General features: G+C 44.1%; 14 protein-coding genes. 13 read left to right on the plus strand and 1 reads right to left on the minus strand.

What is annotated here, in order from left to right:
• The first annotated feature begins 66 nt into the window (after nt 1-66).
• The 6 genes from ccsA (ACFPFU_RS00290) to ACFPFU_RS00315 all read left to right on the plus strand — a co-directional run bounded on the left by ccsA (ACFPFU_RS00290) (nt 67) and on the right by ACFPFU_RS00315 (nt 6,183).
• Nucleotides 67-741, plus strand: a complete 675-nt coding sequence (ccsA, locus tag ACFPFU_RS00290; RefSeq protein ID WP_377060361.1) for a cytochrome c biogenesis protein CcsA — start codon at nt 67-69, stop codon at nt 739-741.
• A 2-nt stretch (nt 742-743) separates the two neighbouring features.
• A complete protein-coding gene (locus ACFPFU_RS00295) occupies nt 744-986 on the plus strand; it encodes a CcmD family protein (RefSeq protein ID WP_377060363.1) in 243 nt (80 codons plus the stop codon).
• Nucleotides 987-1,120: 134 nt separating this feature from the next.
• A complete protein-coding gene (locus ACFPFU_RS00300; protein WP_377060365.1) occupies nt 1,121-1,537 on the plus strand; it encodes a cytochrome c maturation protein CcmE domain-containing protein in 417 nt (138 codons plus the stop codon).
• Nucleotides 1,538-1,584: 47 nt separating this feature from the next.
• Nucleotides 1,585-4,113: a cytochrome c biogenesis protein CcsA gene (ccsA, locus tag ACFPFU_RS00305; RefSeq protein ID WP_377060367.1), complete on the plus strand. Its 2,529-nt coding sequence runs from the start codon at nt 1,585-1,587 to the stop codon at nt 4,111-4,113.
• Between the two features lie 323 nt (nt 4,114-4,436).
• Nucleotides 4,437-5,213, plus strand: a complete 777-nt coding sequence (locus ACFPFU_RS00310; protein WP_377060369.1) for a Rossmann-like and DUF2520 domain-containing protein — start codon at nt 4,437-4,439, stop codon at nt 5,211-5,213.
• A gap of 97 nt (nt 5,214-5,310) precedes the next feature.
• On the plus strand, nt 5,311-6,183 hold the full coding sequence (locus tag ACFPFU_RS00315) for a geranylgeranylglycerol-phosphate geranylgeranyltransferase (protein WP_377060371.1): 873 nt from the start codon (nt 5,311-5,313) through the stop codon (nt 6,181-6,183).
• 80 nt (nt 6,184-6,263) lie between these two features.
• Here ACFPFU_RS00315 and ACFPFU_RS00320 read toward each other — a convergent pair whose 3' ends face one another.
• Nucleotides 6,264-6,806, minus strand: coding sequence for a hypothetical protein (locus tag ACFPFU_RS00320; protein WP_377060373.1), 543 nt, complete (start codon nt 6,804-6,806; stop codon nt 6,264-6,266).
• 694 nt (nt 6,807-7,500) lie between these two features.
• On the opposite strand from ACFPFU_RS00320, the gene purN reads away from it, so the two are divergent.
• The 7 genes from purN to rodA all read left to right on the plus strand — a co-directional run bounded on the left by purN (nt 7,501) and on the right by rodA (nt 15,458).
• Nucleotides 7,501-8,058: a phosphoribosylglycinamide formyltransferase gene (gene purN, locus ACFPFU_RS00325; RefSeq protein ID WP_377060374.1), complete on the plus strand. Its 558-nt coding sequence runs from the start codon at nt 7,501-7,503 to the stop codon at nt 8,056-8,058.
• 202 nt (nt 8,059-8,260) lie between these two features.
• Nucleotides 8,261-9,787 carry a bifunctional phosphoribosylaminoimidazolecarboxamide formyltransferase/IMP cyclohydrolase gene (purH, locus tag ACFPFU_RS00330; RefSeq protein ID WP_377060376.1) on the plus strand — a complete coding sequence of 509 codons (1,527 nt, stop codon included), beginning with the start codon at nt 8,261-8,263 and terminating at the stop codon, nt 9,785-9,787.
• A 204-nt stretch (nt 9,788-9,991) separates the two neighbouring features.
• Nucleotides 9,992-11,020: a rod shape-determining protein gene (locus tag ACFPFU_RS00335; RefSeq protein WP_377060378.1), complete on the plus strand. Its 1,029-nt coding sequence runs from the start codon at nt 9,992-9,994 to the stop codon at nt 11,018-11,020.
• A 7-nt stretch (nt 11,021-11,027) separates the two neighbouring features.
• A complete protein-coding gene (gene mreC, locus ACFPFU_RS00340) occupies nt 11,028-11,861 on the plus strand; it encodes a rod shape-determining protein MreC (protein ID WP_377060380.1) in 834 nt (277 codons plus the stop codon).
• A complete protein-coding gene (locus tag ACFPFU_RS00345) occupies nt 11,858-12,379 on the plus strand; it encodes a rod shape-determining protein MreD (RefSeq protein ID WP_377060382.1) in 522 nt (173 codons plus the stop codon). The genes mreC and ACFPFU_RS00345 overlap by 4 nt, the downstream gene beginning before the upstream one ends.
• A complete protein-coding gene (gene mrdA, locus ACFPFU_RS00350) occupies nt 12,379-14,181 on the plus strand; it encodes a penicillin-binding protein 2 (RefSeq protein ID WP_377060384.1) in 1,803 nt (600 codons plus the stop codon). Before ACFPFU_RS00345 ends, mrdA begins: the two co-directional genes overlap by 1 nt.
• A 5-nt stretch (nt 14,182-14,186) precedes the next feature.
• Entirely contained in the window at nt 14,187-15,458 is a 1,272-nt protein-coding gene (gene rodA / locus ACFPFU_RS00355; protein ID WP_377061376.1) for a rod shape-determining protein RodA, read from the plus strand.
• The last annotated feature ends 82 nt before the right edge of the window (nt 15,459-15,540 follow it).

A 15,540-nucleotide genomic window follows, 5' to 3' on the forward strand; every position in this document is an offset into this window, starting at 1 on the left:
CTGCTGGTGGAAAGGTAATCAAACCACTTGCTGGTATAGGAGGGACTGCTAAAAATATATATATACATGAAAGCATATTGGTGGAAAATATTGGCCATTTTATTGTTGGGCTATACGGTGGTGGCGGGCCTGTTGCTGGACGTACCGCGTCTACCCATTTTAAATGAAACAATCAGGGCCCTGTATTTCCACGTGACCATGTGGTTTGGAATGATATTGATGTTGTCCATAGCCGTCATCTACAGCGTCAAATATTTGAGATCCGGGTCTTTGCACCATGATGATATGGCCGTGGAATTCACCAATTCAGCCATTCTGTTTGGCGTGCTGGGAATTACCACCGGCATGGTATGGGCCAGGTTCACTTGGGGGGATTTCTGGACCAACGATCCTAAACTCAATGCAGCTGCTATCGGCTTGCTGATGTATTTTGCTTATCTGGTATTGAGAAATTCGCTCACAGATGTCTATCAGAGAGCCCGGATAAGTGCCGTGTACAGTATTTTCGCCTTTGCTGCATTTATCCCTTTGATTTTTATACTGCCAAGGTTGACCGACAGTCTGCATCCCGGTAACGGCGGCAACCCAGGCTTCAATGCTTATGACCTGGACAGCAACCTTAGAAAGGTCTTTTACCCTGCCATTATAGGGTGGACATTATTAGGATCTTGGATCAGTACAGTTAGAGTGCGGACCAGAAGATTGGAAAGAAAAATGGAAGAAAAATTGATCAATCAATAAATATGAGACAATTCATTGTGGTGCTCCTGTTGATGCTAAGCCTAAACGCGTCTGCCCAGGAAAAAATAGATATTACCGAAGAAGATTACCAAAACACAAGGGTGGAGATGGCCGACAAAATGCGGGAAGAAGGCAAGATATACGTATTGATGGGCATAATTGGAATTGTTTTGGGTGGAATTCTGGTTTATGTGATATATACCGACAGAAAAATATCAAACCTGGAAAAGCAGTTTAAAGATTAAAATCAAAAACAGCGATCAGCAGTATTCCGTACAGCATAGGGGATTTGATCCGGTAAAAGGTAAAAGTGGAATGGAACTAAAACACCATAAAACAGGTATAAATCATTGGCTGCTAAAAAATTAAATATATTCAAATGAAAAAAGGACATATCATCGGCTTGGGCATTATTGGCGTGGCCATCATGATCATCATTACCTCCATCGGTGATGCCAGCACCTATGAAAGCTTCTCCACAGCCAAACAAATGGCATTAAAAGGTGACGATAAAGCCATCCATGTAGTGGGTGAGTTGAAAAAAGACGGGAAAGGACAGGTAGTGGGGCTGGAAGTCAGCGAGGACAAAACCTCCTTCACCTTTATCATGATAGACAATGACGGCGTAGAACAACAGGTATATTATAACGAACCGGTGCCCGCGGACTTTGTGCGCTCCGAGCAGGTAGTGGTCATCGGATCATTCAAGTCAGAATCCACGTTCGTGGCTGACAAAATCCTTATGAAATGCCCATCAAAATATCAGGAAACAGATATTAAAACCTCATCCTCCTGACGTCTTTTCCTGATACCTGTCGCTTACAAGTGTTAAACAAATAAATAATGATCAATACCTTGATAGGTAATATAGGGCATTTTATGGTGATTCTGGCTTTTGTCAGCGCCATCGTTTCCGCCCTTTCTTACTATTATTACACACGCTCAAACGAATTAGAAAAACCATCCTGGAGAAGGTTTAGCAGGATAACCTTTTATATCCATGCTTTTGCCAGTGTTTCTATCGCAGTATGCCTGTTTGAGATCATTTATAACCATCGGTTTGAGTATTTCTATGCTTTTTCCCATTCTTCCAAAGGACTCCCTGTCCATTATATGATTTCCAGCTTCTGGGAAGGGCAGGAAGGCGCATTTATCCTTTGGATATTTTGGAATGTGGTATTGGGGCTGGTCATCATCCATACCAATAAGTTCTGGGAAGGGCCTGTAATGGTGGTCTTTGCTTTGGTCCAGGCTTTTTTAGTGTCGATGATATTGGGAGTGGTAATCGGGGACTTAAAAATAGGAAGCTCGCCGTTTATACTGCTCAGGGACGTGTCAGAAGCCCCTATTTTTCAAATCAACCCGGATTTTGTGCCTGAAGACGGCACAGGCCTCAATCCCTTGCTGCAAAACATTTGGATGGTGATCCATCCCCCTACCCTGTTTTTGGGATATGCCTCCACTTTGGTTCCTTTTGCCTTTTTGATAGGAGGACTGGTCATGAAAAAATATGCTGAGTGGGTCAGACCGGCACTTCCCTGGGCCATTTTCTCAGCACTGGTACTGGGAATGGGTATCATCATGGGTGCTTACTGGGCCTACGTAACACTGAACTTTGGAGGCTATTGGAACTGGGACCCTGTAGAAAATGCGGTGTATGTCCCCTGGCTGGTAATGGTGGCTGCCATCCATACCATGATCACCTACAAGAAAAGCAGCACTGCCTTGAAAACCTCTATGGTTCTGGTGATCAGCAGTTTTATCTTAGTACTTTATGCCACGTTCCTGGTAAGAAGCGGTGTATTAGGGGATTCATCCGTCCATTCTTTTACAGATTTGGGACTTTCAGGCCAGTTGCTCATCTACATGTTTTTCTTCCTGCTGATCGCTGTGGTTCTCGCAGCAAAAGAATGGAAATATATCCCCACCTCACAAAAAGAAGCTTCTGTTTATTCCAGGGAATTCTGGATCTTTATCGGCGCCACCACATTGGGGCTGATGGCCTTCCAAGTGATTATCCCTACTTCCATCCCGGTTTACAATGCCATCATCGAAGGCTTTGGAGGCATTTCCAACATGGCCCCACCGGCTGACCAAGTTGAATTTTACACAAAATTCCAGTTGTGGTTTGCCGTAGCGCTGGCGCTTTTGACAGGCATAGGCCAATATTTCTGGTGGAACAAGATGGATAAAAACGAGCTAAAAAATGCGCTTGTGACACCTTATATTATTTCATTGATAGCGGCGGCCATTATCATCACCCTTGGAAAAGTATATGATGTCACCTACATCCTGATTGTGGTGGCGGGCGCCTTTACCATCGTGGCCAATGCGACCATCCTTGTTAAACTGGTGCGGAAAAAAACATTCAAACTTACCGGCGGATCCCTGGCCCATATCGGCTTGGGAATGGTGCTGATCGGGATAATGTTCTCTTCAGGCTACTCGGACACCATTTCCATCAACATGTCAGGCCTTACTTATAAAAAGGACTGGGAAGATGAGTTGAACAAACAAAATGTCCTGCTGTGGATCAACAAACCGCTGCAGATGAAAGATTATGAGGTGATCTACCGGGGAAGGTATAAAAAGGTGTCGGGCGTACCAGGGTATGTAAAAGCAGACCTGCTGGAACCCACGGAAGAACTGAATGAAGCCATTGCCCTTCAGGATATTGTGGTAAACAATAAAAAATACCACAATAAAGGAGATAAAGTCAATTTGGTCTTGGAGGAAAACAGTTATTTTAAAGTGGAATACTATCAGGACCAGGAACTGAAATTTACCCTTCATCCCATGTCGCAGCCCAATCCCAGCATGGGGCTCATCTCCTCACCAGACTCTAAAAGGTATCTCACCAGGGATTTGTATACCCACGTTTCTGCCATTAACGATTATGAAGATCCTGAATGGAAAGAGGATCAGTTTATGAATGCCGGACCGGGTGAGCAGTTTTTCATCAATGATTTCGTGACCCATTTTGAGGGTGCTGAAGTATTGAATGATCTGGATGATTTTGACCTGCAGGAAGGGGATATCGCCGTCAAAGCCAATCTGACCATCATGGATTATGATGTGGAGAAGAAGTTGACACCGATTTTCCTGATAAGGGGAAACCAAGTAGGCAAGATTCCCTCTATCGATGCCGATTTGGGCATCAAAGTGGAAGTGGACAACATTATCCCTGAGGAAAATAAATTTGTGTTCAAAGTCAACACCTACCAAAAAGACTATGTGGTCATGAAAGCTGCGGTCAAACCGATGATCAACGTTCTCTGGCTGGGCACCATCATCATGCTCATAGGCTTCGGCGTAGCCATACACAGAAGGTTTGATGAATTTCAGAAAATGAAAAGCAAAGGGCTGGAGTAAGCCAGCTTCCAGTGTCAAATCAAATATGATATTTCGGGTTGTTTGTTTGTGAAACTGCTGATTTTCGAGAGTGAGTGCCGGCTTGTCCACAAATCCCGAACCAAGTCGGGGACAGTTTTACTCAAATTAGCACAACGGATAAGGATAATGTCGGTGAAATTATTAATGGGGAAAACGATCTGAACCATTTCACAAAATCCGTGTCAATCCGTGGAATTAGTGGACAAAAAAACATTGAGGATTCCGTTAATTTATACTTGACATCAATTAGTTATCTTTATGAAAACCCCTTTATTTTAGGGGTTTTCTTTTATGGTCAGAAAATGAAATTTAAGATCGCCATCATTGGAACAGGAAAAGTGGCTTGGCACTTTTCCACCTCATTGGAAAATGCCGGACATATTATTACCGAGGTCTATGGCAGGGACTTGGCTAAGGCGCGGCGGTTAACTTCCCAGCTGTATGACACTGACGCCCAGGATCACCTGGATTTCACGGAGAGCGCTGCCGAAATATTTATCGTGGCGGTGGCGGATGACGCCATTTCTGAAGTGGCCGATGCGGTCTTGCTTCCGGAAAACAGCATATTGGTGCATACCAGCGGCACCGTTCCATTAGAGGTCCTTGGCTACAGCTCCGCTGAGCATACCGGTGTTGTTTACCCCTTGCAAAGTTTCAGTTTGCATAGAACCGTCACTTGGGAGGAAGTCCCTATTTTATTGGAAGCCGAAGATCCGGACACCCTGTCGAAACTTAAAAAGCTCGTAAAAACCCTTTCCGCCCAACATTATGTGGTCAGATCCAAAGACAGAAACGCGGTACACGTAGCCGCCGTGTTCGCTTCCAACTTTACCAACCACATGATCCGGATAGCAGAAGAAATCATGCTCCGGCAAGGACTGGATTTTGAGATGATAAAACCACTGATCATCGAACAGATCAGCAAATGCCTGGAACTGGGACCTAAGGCGGCACAGACAGGGCCGGCCAGCCGGGAAGACATGGAGACCCTGGAAAACCACCATCTCTTCCTCCAGTACAATGACCAACTGGCGGAAATATACAGGCTGATCAGTCAGGATATCATCGATTCGCAATAGATAAGCATTAACTGATTTTCGATTTCCCTCATCAATTCCTGAGCATTATTATGATCAAAGACCAACCTTATTCGGGGCTTTGTCGTTATTTTGCAATATGGATAAAAGGCAGTCATCCCCCGTTTTCACCTTTAAGGCATTTCTCAAAATCATCCGCCCCAACAACCTGCTGATGGTCGCTTTTGCCCAGCTGATGACAGCTTATTTTTTAGTTGAAAAAACACGGGAAGGACTCCCTGTTTTGCAGGATTATAATTTATACCTCCTCATCATCTCTACGGTTATTCTGACAGCTTCAGGGTACATGATCAACGACTATTATGATGTCAAAATCGATTATGTCAACAGGCCCAAGGCCGTGGTCGTGGGCAAAGGCATGAAAAGAAGGATGGTGATGATTCTCCATACCGTCATGAATTTTGTGGGAATTTCCCTGGGCGTATTGGTCCATCCCCGGATCGGGGTGATTACCTTTCTGGCTGCTTTTCTGCTGTGGTTCTACAGCAACACTTTAAAAAGGCTTCCTTTTATCGGCAACCTGACGGTGGCAGCGCTCACCGGCCTTTCCATCTGGATTGTGGGGATTTATTACCAGACTTCCCAGTTGTTGATCCTAACCTACGCCATCTTTGCCTTTTTCATCAACCTGATCAGGGAAATCATCAAAGACATAGAGGACCGCCACGGGGACCGCAAACATGGCTGCAAAACCCTACCCATTGTCATCGGGTTCAGAAACACCAAAAAGGTTATTTTCTTCATTGCCACGTGCTTTGTTTGCTCCATATTGGTGGTGACCTTCAAAATCAATGACCCCCATTTGTTTTTCTATTTCGGGGCACTGGGCATCTTGTTTGTCTTTTTCATGTACAGGATTTACGTTGCCGACCGCAAGGCCCATTTCACCCAACTGAGCGCCTTTTCGAAGGTTTTGATGCTAACGGGGGTTGTCAGTATGGTTTTTTTGTAGGGATGGCCGTGGTCTGAAAAGCGTAGCAAGAAAGCGTAAAAGCGCTTCATCATTACAATAATGTCAGAATCAAAAATATACTATTTCACTTCAAACGCTACTTCTAAATCGATTTTAACTATGATATTATTTACCAATAAATCATCTTTTAAAAAAGAATAGTATTTTCCCCCAGAAAGGGGTTCATTCTCCGGATTATCGTCCCAAAAAAACCTTGCGATAATACCCTCGCTATTTGGCAAGACCCGAAAAGGTTCAGAATATATAGGAAGACCAATCATAAGAAAATTGATAGGAAAAATATAAGCCCTTCCTACCGAATCAAGTTTGTTATCTGCATTTAAATCCCATTTATAAACAAAAAACAAATTTTCATTTTCATAAATTTGCGGAAGTATCGAATGATAATAATCATCCAAAATTATTTCTTGATTTGAATGATTAACTACTTTTAATTGCAACCCAATTTTTTCGTTTTTTTGAAATATTTCTCTTAGTTCATAATTATCGTCCACCACTTCTAATCTAAACTCCAGCCCGGGAATTCCGGGGCCATCATCCTCTGAACAGCCAAAACCCGTCATGGCCACTACCACCCATAACATGCTGCCGAATGTTTTCATCGAGTCTGTCTGTTATTGTAAACTTTGGAGGATGCTCATTTGCCACAGCTTTTGAAGTCAAAAATATCCGATACCCCCTGTATAACAGGACGTAACTCATTTTAAAAACGCTACACCTAAACCCTTGTTAGTTTAAGAACTAAACATTAATCAAATAACTATTTTTATAATTATTTTTATGAAATTTGCAGATTTTCAGGCATATTTCCTTTCGCATCGAACTCACCAGCGAGTATAGCCTCCAACTTTATAGCGCTGTTTGCAATGCCTCAACCCTTCCCATTGGGTGGGATTGAATCTACAACCCGCCCATCTCTTTTGAAATGGGTACAGAGGCTTTGATATGATTGTAGGATAGCGTAGTGACTGGTGTTATGTAAGTTGTAAATTGACGGAAACTCAACTATTTTTTTTGCGATTAATCCCGAAGACAATTCGGTACAGATCTAAATGTCCCCTTTTTTCCTTCGTGCTAATCTGTGCAATCCGTGGACATTTAGGGAATTAATGACAGCGATCCGAAACCCGACATTTCATACCTGACTTACCAGTAGTGTGGAATTGCAATTCCACAGCATCGGCCTTAACCACAGGAAATGCTCTGGAAAAATATCCCCGGTCCACAATCCCCTCTTCCATTTTACCGTTTAGCAAATCCTGGTTATTTTTACGCCCAAACCAAATCAAAGCGACAGTGAAAAAAATAGCCATACTCGCCTCGGGCAGCGGGACCAACGCGGAAAAGATCATAGAGCATTTTAAGGGCTCTGCCAAAGCCGCCGTAACGCTGGTAGGGTCCAATAAAAAAGACGCTTTTGTTCTGAAAAGGGCGGAAAATTTTAAAGTCCCGACATTCACGTTTACCCGGTTGGAAATGGAGGCAGGCAAGCTGACGGAGAAGCTGCTGGAAGAAGGCATTGATTTGGTGGTCCTGGCAGGTTTTCTGCTGAAAATTCCCGACGACCTTGTCCGTGCCTATCCCGACAAAATCGTCAACATCCACCCCGCCCTTTTGCCCAAGTACGGCGGAAAGGGGATGTACGGCATGCGTGTCCATGAGGCCGTGAAGGACTCAGGTGATACCGAAACAGGGATCACGATCCACCTGATCGATGAGCATTATGACGAAGGGAAGATTATTTTTCAAAAAAGCGTATCCGTCCTTCCTGAGGACTCCCCCGAACAAATCGCGGAAAAGGTACATGCCCTGGAGCATAAATACTTTCCAAATGTCATCGAAAGTCTGATTTAATGCCTTGGTTTTCCTACCTTTGCAATGCTTTAATATTTAGGAAATGGGATGAGGCTGAACGGGAGCGTCTCCGTTTCCAAATCCGAACCAGAAACTTAAACCAAAATTTAAATAAACCCTGCAGAAGAGCACGGATGCAGCACATGATGTACCGGCAATCAGCCCATGGCCATCCTCCTTTTTTGCGGTAATTTTAAAAACAATGGCTGTCAAAAAGATACAATCCGCATTAATCTCGGTTTACTACAAAGACAATCTCGAACCCATCATCGCGACCCTCAAAGCCCAAGGTGTAAGGATCTATTCCACTGGGGGTACCCAAAAATTTATAGAGGACCATGGGGCGGAAGTTATTCCCGTGGAAACCCTAACAGGTTATCCCTCCATATTTGGCGGAAGGGTAAAAACCCTCCACCCAAAAATTTTCGGTGGCATACTGCATCGCCGCGATTTAAAAGATGATGTCACCCAGGCCCAGGAATACAACATTCCGGCGCTGGACCTTGTCATTGTGGACCTCTATCCTTTTGAGGAAACCGTGGCCTCCGGGGCAGATGAAGCCGATGTGATAGAAAAAATAGATATCGGGGGCATTTCGCTCATCAGGGCAGCGGCAAAAAACTATAAAGATGTGGTGATCGTGGCTTCAAAGGAGCAGTACGGGGAACTTGAAAACAAACTCAAGGAAAATGACGGAGGCACCACCCTGGAAGACAGAAGGTATTTTGCCGCCCAGGCATTCAAAGTATCATCAAACTATGACACCCATATCTTCAACTATTTCAACCAAAAAGAAGAAATAGCTGCACTTAAAATCAGCGAGAATCAATCCAAAAGCCTGCGCTATGGAGAAAACCCCCATCAGAAAGCAAGCTTTTACGGAAGGCTGGACGATCTTTTTGAGCAGTTGAACGGAAAAGAGCTCTCCTATAACAACTTGGTGGATGTGGATGCCGCGGTGGCTTTGATAGCGGAGTTTGAGGGGGAAACCGCATTTGCCATCCTCAAGCATACCAACGCCTGTGGGGTGGCTCTAGGGAAATCTGTAGAAGAAGCCTATCAGAAGGCTTTTGCTGCCGATACGATATCGGCGTTCGGAGGGGTTCTTATCACCAACCAGACAGTGGATCTGAAAGCGGCTGAGGCCATGCACGGCCTGTTCTTTGAAGTATTGATTGCGCCTGATTTCGATGAGGATGCGCTGGAATTGCTTAGGGGAAAGAAAAACAGGATCCTGCTGAAGCAAAAAATATCCCTGGCAGGTACCAAGCAGGTGAAAACCCTGCTCAACGGCTATGTGGAACAGGACAAGGATCTGCAAACAGAGCGCCAAGAGGATTTTAAAGTAGCCACAAAAAAATCCCCGACAGCGGAGGAAAGAGAAGCATTGGTCTTCGCCCTGAAAATCTGCAAACATACCAAGTCCAATACCATCGTACTGAGCAACAAGGACCAGTTGTTTGCCAGTGGCGTGGGTCAGACCTCAAGGGTGGATGCGCTCAAACAGGCCATAGAAAAAGCAAAAAGCTTTGGTTTTGACCTCAACGGTGCGGTGATGGCCTCCGATGCGTTTTTCCCTTTTCCTGACTGTGTGGAAATCGCGGATCAGGCAGGTATCACCGCAGTGGTACAACCTGGCGGGTCCATCAAGGACCAGGACAGCATTGATTATTGTGATGCGCATGGCATGAGTATGGTCATGACCGGTGTGCGGCACTTTAAACATTGATAAATTGCTGAGTGACATAAAGAGCCTACCGGTAAAGCCGGCAGGCCATTTTATAAAACAACCAATGAATAAATAAAAAACCTGGCAGACTATGGAATAAATCCGGATTAAGATAATAATTTTGTGGTCACCCGTTCTTTTAAGATGCTGAATAATGCGAACATTAAAGAATTAATTCTAATCATATCAAGAAATTAACCAAAAATGGGATTATTTGACTTTTTCTCCAGTGATATTGCCATAGATCTAGGTACAGCCAATACGCTGATTATTCATAAAGAAAAAATTGTGGTGGACGAGCCTTCCATTATCGCCATTGATAAAACAAGCAATAAGGTACTGGCGGTGGGCAGGGAAGCCATGAACATGCATGAAAAAACGCATGAAAACATCAAAACCATCCGGCCTTTAAAGGATGGTGTAATAGCGGATTTTTATGCTGCGGAGCAGATGATCAGAGGTCTGATCAAAATGATCCCAGGTCATAAAAAAGGAATGTTTCCCCAATCCCACCGAATGGTGATCTGTATCCCCTCGGGTATAACCGAAGTGGAAAAAAGAGCGGTTAGGGATTCGGCAGAACATGCCGGCGCAAAAGAAGTATACATGATCTACGAACCCATCGCTGCGGCGATTGGAATAGGCATCGATATAGAAAAACCCATGGGATCTATGATCGTGGATATTGGCGGAGGCACCACTGAGATCGCCTTGATTGCTCTTTCGGGGATTGTGGCGGACCAATCCATTAGGGTAGCGGGAGATACATTTACCAAGGATATCCTGGACTACATGAGAAGGCAGCACAATCTCCTTATCGGGGAAAGATCTGCCGAAAAAGTGAAAATTGCTATTGGTTCCGCGTTGACAGAATTGGAAGATGCACCCGAGGATTATGAAATAAGGGGTAGAGACTTGATGACAGGCATTCCTAAAGTAATCAAGGTTTCTTATTCCGAAATTGCCTTTGCTCTGGATAAATCTGTATCCAAGATAGAAGAAGCGGTGCTCAAAGCCTTGGAAATCGCACCTCCTGAACTTTCCGCGGACATTTATGACAACGGTATTCACCTGACCGGTGGCGGGGCTTTATTGAAAGGTCTGGACCGCCGGCTTCACCAAAAAACAAAATTGCCGATCCACATTGCTGAAGATCCTCTGAGAGCAGTAGTAAGGGGTACAGGAAATGCCTTAAAAAACCTGAATAATTTCCGTACCGTGTTGATGACTTGATGAATGGATGCAACGGATATTAATATTCTTATATAAAATACGGGCCTTCCTTCTTTTCATTGCCTTGGAATCAGTGGCTATATGGATGGTTGTAACCCATAATTCACCCCAAGGAGCCGTTTTTTTTAACAGTTCTAACCGTCTCACGGGGTCTCTTCTGGAAAGAAAAACCAATTTTTTGGAATATTTCTATCTTAAGTCTGTAAATGAGGCGCTGTCCGAAAAAAACGCGAGTTTGATGAAGCGCATCGAGGAGATGAAAGTTCCGGCTGATACCGCGTTGATGGACTTGGACGCCAATTTCCAATCCGGCTTTGATTTTTGGTCTGCCAAAGTGATCAATAATTCAATTCACCTCAACCAGAACCATATCACCCTGAATAAGGGAAGAAAGCAGGGCATCAGGGTAGGCATGGGCGTGTTCAACGAACAAGGCGTGATCGGAAGGGTAAAAGGAGTAACAGATAATTTCTCCTCTGTCCTGTCTCTGCTGCACACGGATTTATTGCTGTCATCCAAGATAAAAAGAACCAAAGTCTTTGGTTCAACCAAGTGGGATGGCGTAAATCCTCAAATGGCAAAATTACTCTATGTACCCCGCCACGTACAGATCGTTGAGGGGGATACGGTGGTAACCTCGGGCTATAATGCAGTATTTCCTGAAGACATTCCGATCGGATGGATCAAAGAAGTAAAGCAAGGAGAAGAAACAAATTATCTGGATATCACCATCCAATTGAGCACGGATTTCACCAGGCTCTCATATGTTTACCTGGTAGAAAACCCGTTACGGCAAGAACTTGATTCTCTGAATTTAGAAAACGGAAACGTAAATCCATGACCGCAGGAAGATTCATACACTATACACTGAATTTCACCGTTTTTTTTCTGGTGCAGGTATTTATCATGAAAGACTTGGTCTTATTTGGTACTGCATTTTGTTTTCTCTATGTTTTTTTTCTACTGCACCTCCCCATAGAAACCAAACCTATACCCTTAATGCTGATAAGTTTTCTGACGGGTGTATTGATAGATCTTTTTTATGATACCATGGGTATGCACGCGGCCAGTTGCGTGTTACTGGCATTTGTAAGAAATACCTGGATACATGCCAACACGCCCACGGGAGGCTATGATGATAATGTGCCGCCCACATTGTTAAACATGGGCTTTGGCTGGTACCTGACTTACAGTCTCCCGCTTATCACTACGCACCATCTTTTGTTTTTTTATATTGACAATTTAGGAACAGAATTATATCTTCCCCTCGTTATCAGAGTAATAAGCAGTGTTTTTTTTACTTTTGTTTTGGGTATTATTATCCAGATGATTTTCTATAATAAGAAAAGGGGTATTTGATGCGTACAAATAGATCTTTAGTCATAAGTGTTGTCATCGTATTGATCGGTTTGGTACTTGTAGGAAAACTGTTTCTGATTCAGGTAACCGATGACAGCTATTTGCGAAAGGCAGAACGCAATGCCATCCAGAGAATAGTAGACCATCCCTATAGGGGGCTCATTTATGACAGGAACAATGAGCTTATGGTCTATAATAACCCTGTATTTGACCTGATGGTTATTCCCAAAGAATTCAGCATTAAAGATACCGCCCGGTTTTGTGATCTTTTTAGAATAAAGGAGGAAACATTAATCGAAAACCTTAATCTGGCGAAAAAATACTCCTGGGTAAAGCCCTCTCCTCTGATCAAACAAATTTCAAACGAGGAATTTGCGCGTGTCCAGGATTTTCTCATAGATTATCCTGGACTGTTTGTCATGACCCGGTCTGTGAGATCCTATCCCCAACCTGTGGCCGCCAGTGCCTTAGGTTACATTGGTGAAATCAGCAGAAGCCAACTCGGAAATGATTCCACAAGTTACTACAGACAAGGTGATTATGTAGGACTCAGCGGCCTGGAAGCTTACTATGAGCCCGAACTGAGGGGAAGAAAGGGGGCAAAATACAAACTGGTGAATGTGAGGGGAATAGAAAAAGGGTCTTTTAAAAACGGTGACCTCGATACGCTTTCGATCGCAGGAAGGAACCTGCAATCCACCATTGATCTGGATCTTCAAGTGTATGGAGAAAGGCTGATGGAAGGCAAGCGGGGATCCATCGTAGCCCTGGAACCCAAAACCGGCGAGGTCCTTGCCATGATATCCGCACCGAGCTACGACCCCAATCAACTCACCGGGTCACTGTTCGGAAGCAACTATCTTCAACTCAACCAGGACATGAACAAGCCTTTGTTTAACAGGCCCATCATGGCCATGTACCCTCCCGGCTCTATTTTTAAAATAGTTCAGTCACTCGTCGGCTTGCAGGAAGGGATACTGACTCCAAATACTACATTTTCATGTAACAGGTCGCTTGTAAACTGCCATAACCATCCCAGCCCGACGAATCTGTTCGGTGCCATCCGGAATTCCTGTAATCCTTATTATCATCAGGCATTCAGAATGATCATCAATCAGGGAATTTCCTCCAATACTTTTACGGATACCCAGATTGGATTGGATAATTGGCGGGAATCTGTCATGAAATTCGGCTTAGGCAGCCAGTTGGGTATAGACATGCATGGTGAAAAAAGGGGATCTATACCATCAAGTGAATTATATGACAGGGTGTACGGCAAGGGACGGTGGCGATATTCTACCATCTATTCCCTTTCCATAGGACAGGGCGAAATGCTGGTCACCCCTCTCCAAATGGCCAATCTGGCCTCTATATTCGCCAACAAAGGATATTATTATCCCCCCCATCTTATCAAGTCCATTGATGGGGATCCGTCAAGGATACCGGAAAAATTTCAGACAAAAATGGATACGGGAATAGATCCCCACCATTTTGACCTTATCCAGGATGCCATGGCAGAAGCACTTTATGGAACTGCCAGCAGAGCCATCATCAAAGACATTACCATAGCAGGCAAGACAGGAACCGCACAGAACCCAAGCGGGGAAGACCACTCCGTGTTCATTGCCTTTGCTCCAAAGGAAGATCCAAAGATTGCCATAGCGGTATATGTAGAAAACTCAGGCTGGGGAGGACGGGCAGCTGCAAGCACTGCCAGTTTATTGATTGAAAAATACCTGCGGGGACATATCACACGCCCCGCCTTGGAAGATTACGTGTTGGAAGGAAATTTTATCTATTGAGGAAATTGAGACAGGACGACGTATACTTACATAAAATCGATTGGATCAGCATCATACTCTATTTTTTGCTGGTCATCATCGGGTGGTTTAACATTTACGCAGCCGTCTATGATGAGCAGATAGCCAAAAGTATTTTTGATTTTTCTATCAATTCAGGTAAGCAACTTGTCTGGATCGGTACCGCCATCCTCCTCATCATCCTGATTATGGTGGCAGACTACAGGTTATTTGAAAATTTGAGCTTCCCCCTTTACGGGCTCTTTATACTCATTTTGCTGCTTACTCCTTTTTTGGGAAAAGAAATCAACGGGCAGCGTGCCTGGTTCGAAATAGGGGCTTTCAGGTTACAGCCCGCAGAATTTGCCAAGTTCGCCACCGCTTTGGCATTGGCCAAACTTATGGAAAGCCCTACTTACGATCTTAGTCAGTTCCGGTACCAAATACGCGCATTGGCTGTTATCGGACTTCCTGTCCTGCTCATCATGCTCCAACCTGATACGGGTACAGCGATGGTGTACAGTGCCTTTTTTATCATGCTGTACAGGGAAGGGATGCCCCAGCGATACTATATTTTCGCCATTATAACTGCATTGCTTTCTATACTTGCCCTGGTAATTGAAAACAATCTTTATCTGGCCGGTGGCATCGGGGCAATCATTTTAACCCTGATGTTAATGGGTAAAAAATCCTGGCAGCGCACCATTGGATTGGCTTTCTTAGGAGCAGTAATGGTGGTTTATATTTATAGCCTGGACTACGTGGTGGAAAAACTGCCGCCTCACCAGCAGAACAGGATCATGGTGTTGTTTGATCCTGACATAGACCCCTTAGGGGTAGGATGGAATGTCACGCAATCTAAAATAGCCATAGGTTCAGGAGGAATATTTGGGAAAGGGTACCTGGAAGGCACCCAGACAAAGTTTGATTTTGTACCTGAACAACACACTGATTTTATATTTTGTACTTTAGGAGAGGAATTCGGTTGGATGGGAAGTCTTGTTATGATTGCCTTGTTTGTGCTGCTGTTACTCAGGCTTATTTTTATAGCAGAAAGGCAAAAAACCCGTTTTTCCCGGGTCTATGGTTATTGTGTCATATCATTATTGTTGTTCCATTTTACCGTCAATATAGCCATGACCATCGGGCTGTTCCCTGTTGTGGGGATACCTCTCCCTTTCTTCAGCTATGGGGGCTCCTCATTATGGTCGTTTACCATACTGTTGTTTATTTTCATCAAATTGGACTCACATAGAATCGAAGTATTGAGCAGGTTATAGCCTTACTATAAGATACTTTATTCAAATGGATTCAGTTCTTCTTTCTCCTCCTCTGTTGCTTCTACCAATTCAATCTTTACTC

The sequence above is a fragment of the Negadavirga shengliensis genome, from assembly GCF_042652345.1.
Lineage (GTDB): Bacteria > Bacteroidota > Bacteroidia > Cytophagales > Cyclobacteriaceae > Negadavirga > Negadavirga shengliensis.

What these genes read in the sequence shown, in the direction of transcription:
- ccsA (WP_377060361.1), top strand. Translation starts at nt 67, where the DNA reads ATGAAAGCATATTGGTGGAAAATATTGGCCATTTTATTGTTGGGCTAT.
- ACFPFU_RS00295 (WP_377060363.1), top strand. Translation starts at nt 744, where the DNA reads ATGAGACAATTCATTGTGGTGCTCCTGTTGATGCTAAGCCTAAACGCG.
- ACFPFU_RS00300 (WP_377060365.1), top strand. Translation starts at nt 1,121, where the DNA reads ATGAAAAAAGGACATATCATCGGCTTGGGCATTATTGGCGTGGCCATC.
- ccsA (WP_377060367.1), top strand. Translation starts at nt 1,585, where the DNA reads ATGATCAATACCTTGATAGGTAATATAGGGCATTTTATGGTGATTCTG.
- ACFPFU_RS00310 (WP_377060369.1), top strand. Translation starts at nt 4,437, where the DNA reads ATGAAATTTAAGATCGCCATCATTGGAACAGGAAAAGTGGCTTGGCAC.
- ACFPFU_RS00315 (WP_377060371.1), top strand. Translation starts at nt 5,311, where the DNA reads ATGGATAAAAGGCAGTCATCCCCCGTTTTCACCTTTAAGGCATTTCTC.
- ACFPFU_RS00320 (WP_377060373.1), bottom strand. Translation starts at nt 6,806, where the DNA reads ATGAAAACATTCGGCAGCATGTTATGGGTGGTAGTGGCCATGACGGGT.
- purH (WP_377060376.1), top strand. Translation starts at nt 8,261, where the DNA reads ATGGCTGTCAAAAAGATACAATCCGCATTAATCTCGGTTTACTACAAA.
- ACFPFU_RS00335 (WP_377060378.1), top strand. Translation starts at nt 9,992, where the DNA reads ATGGGATTATTTGACTTTTTCTCCAGTGATATTGCCATAGATCTAGGT.
- mreC (WP_377060380.1), top strand. Translation starts at nt 11,028, where the DNA reads ATGCAACGGATATTAATATTCTTATATAAAATACGGGCCTTCCTTCTT.
- ACFPFU_RS00345 (WP_377060382.1), top strand. Translation starts at nt 11,858, where the DNA reads ATGACCGCAGGAAGATTCATACACTATACACTGAATTTCACCGTTTTT.
- mrdA (WP_377060384.1), top strand. Translation starts at nt 12,379, where the DNA reads ATGCGTACAAATAGATCTTTAGTCATAAGTGTTGTCATCGTATTGATC.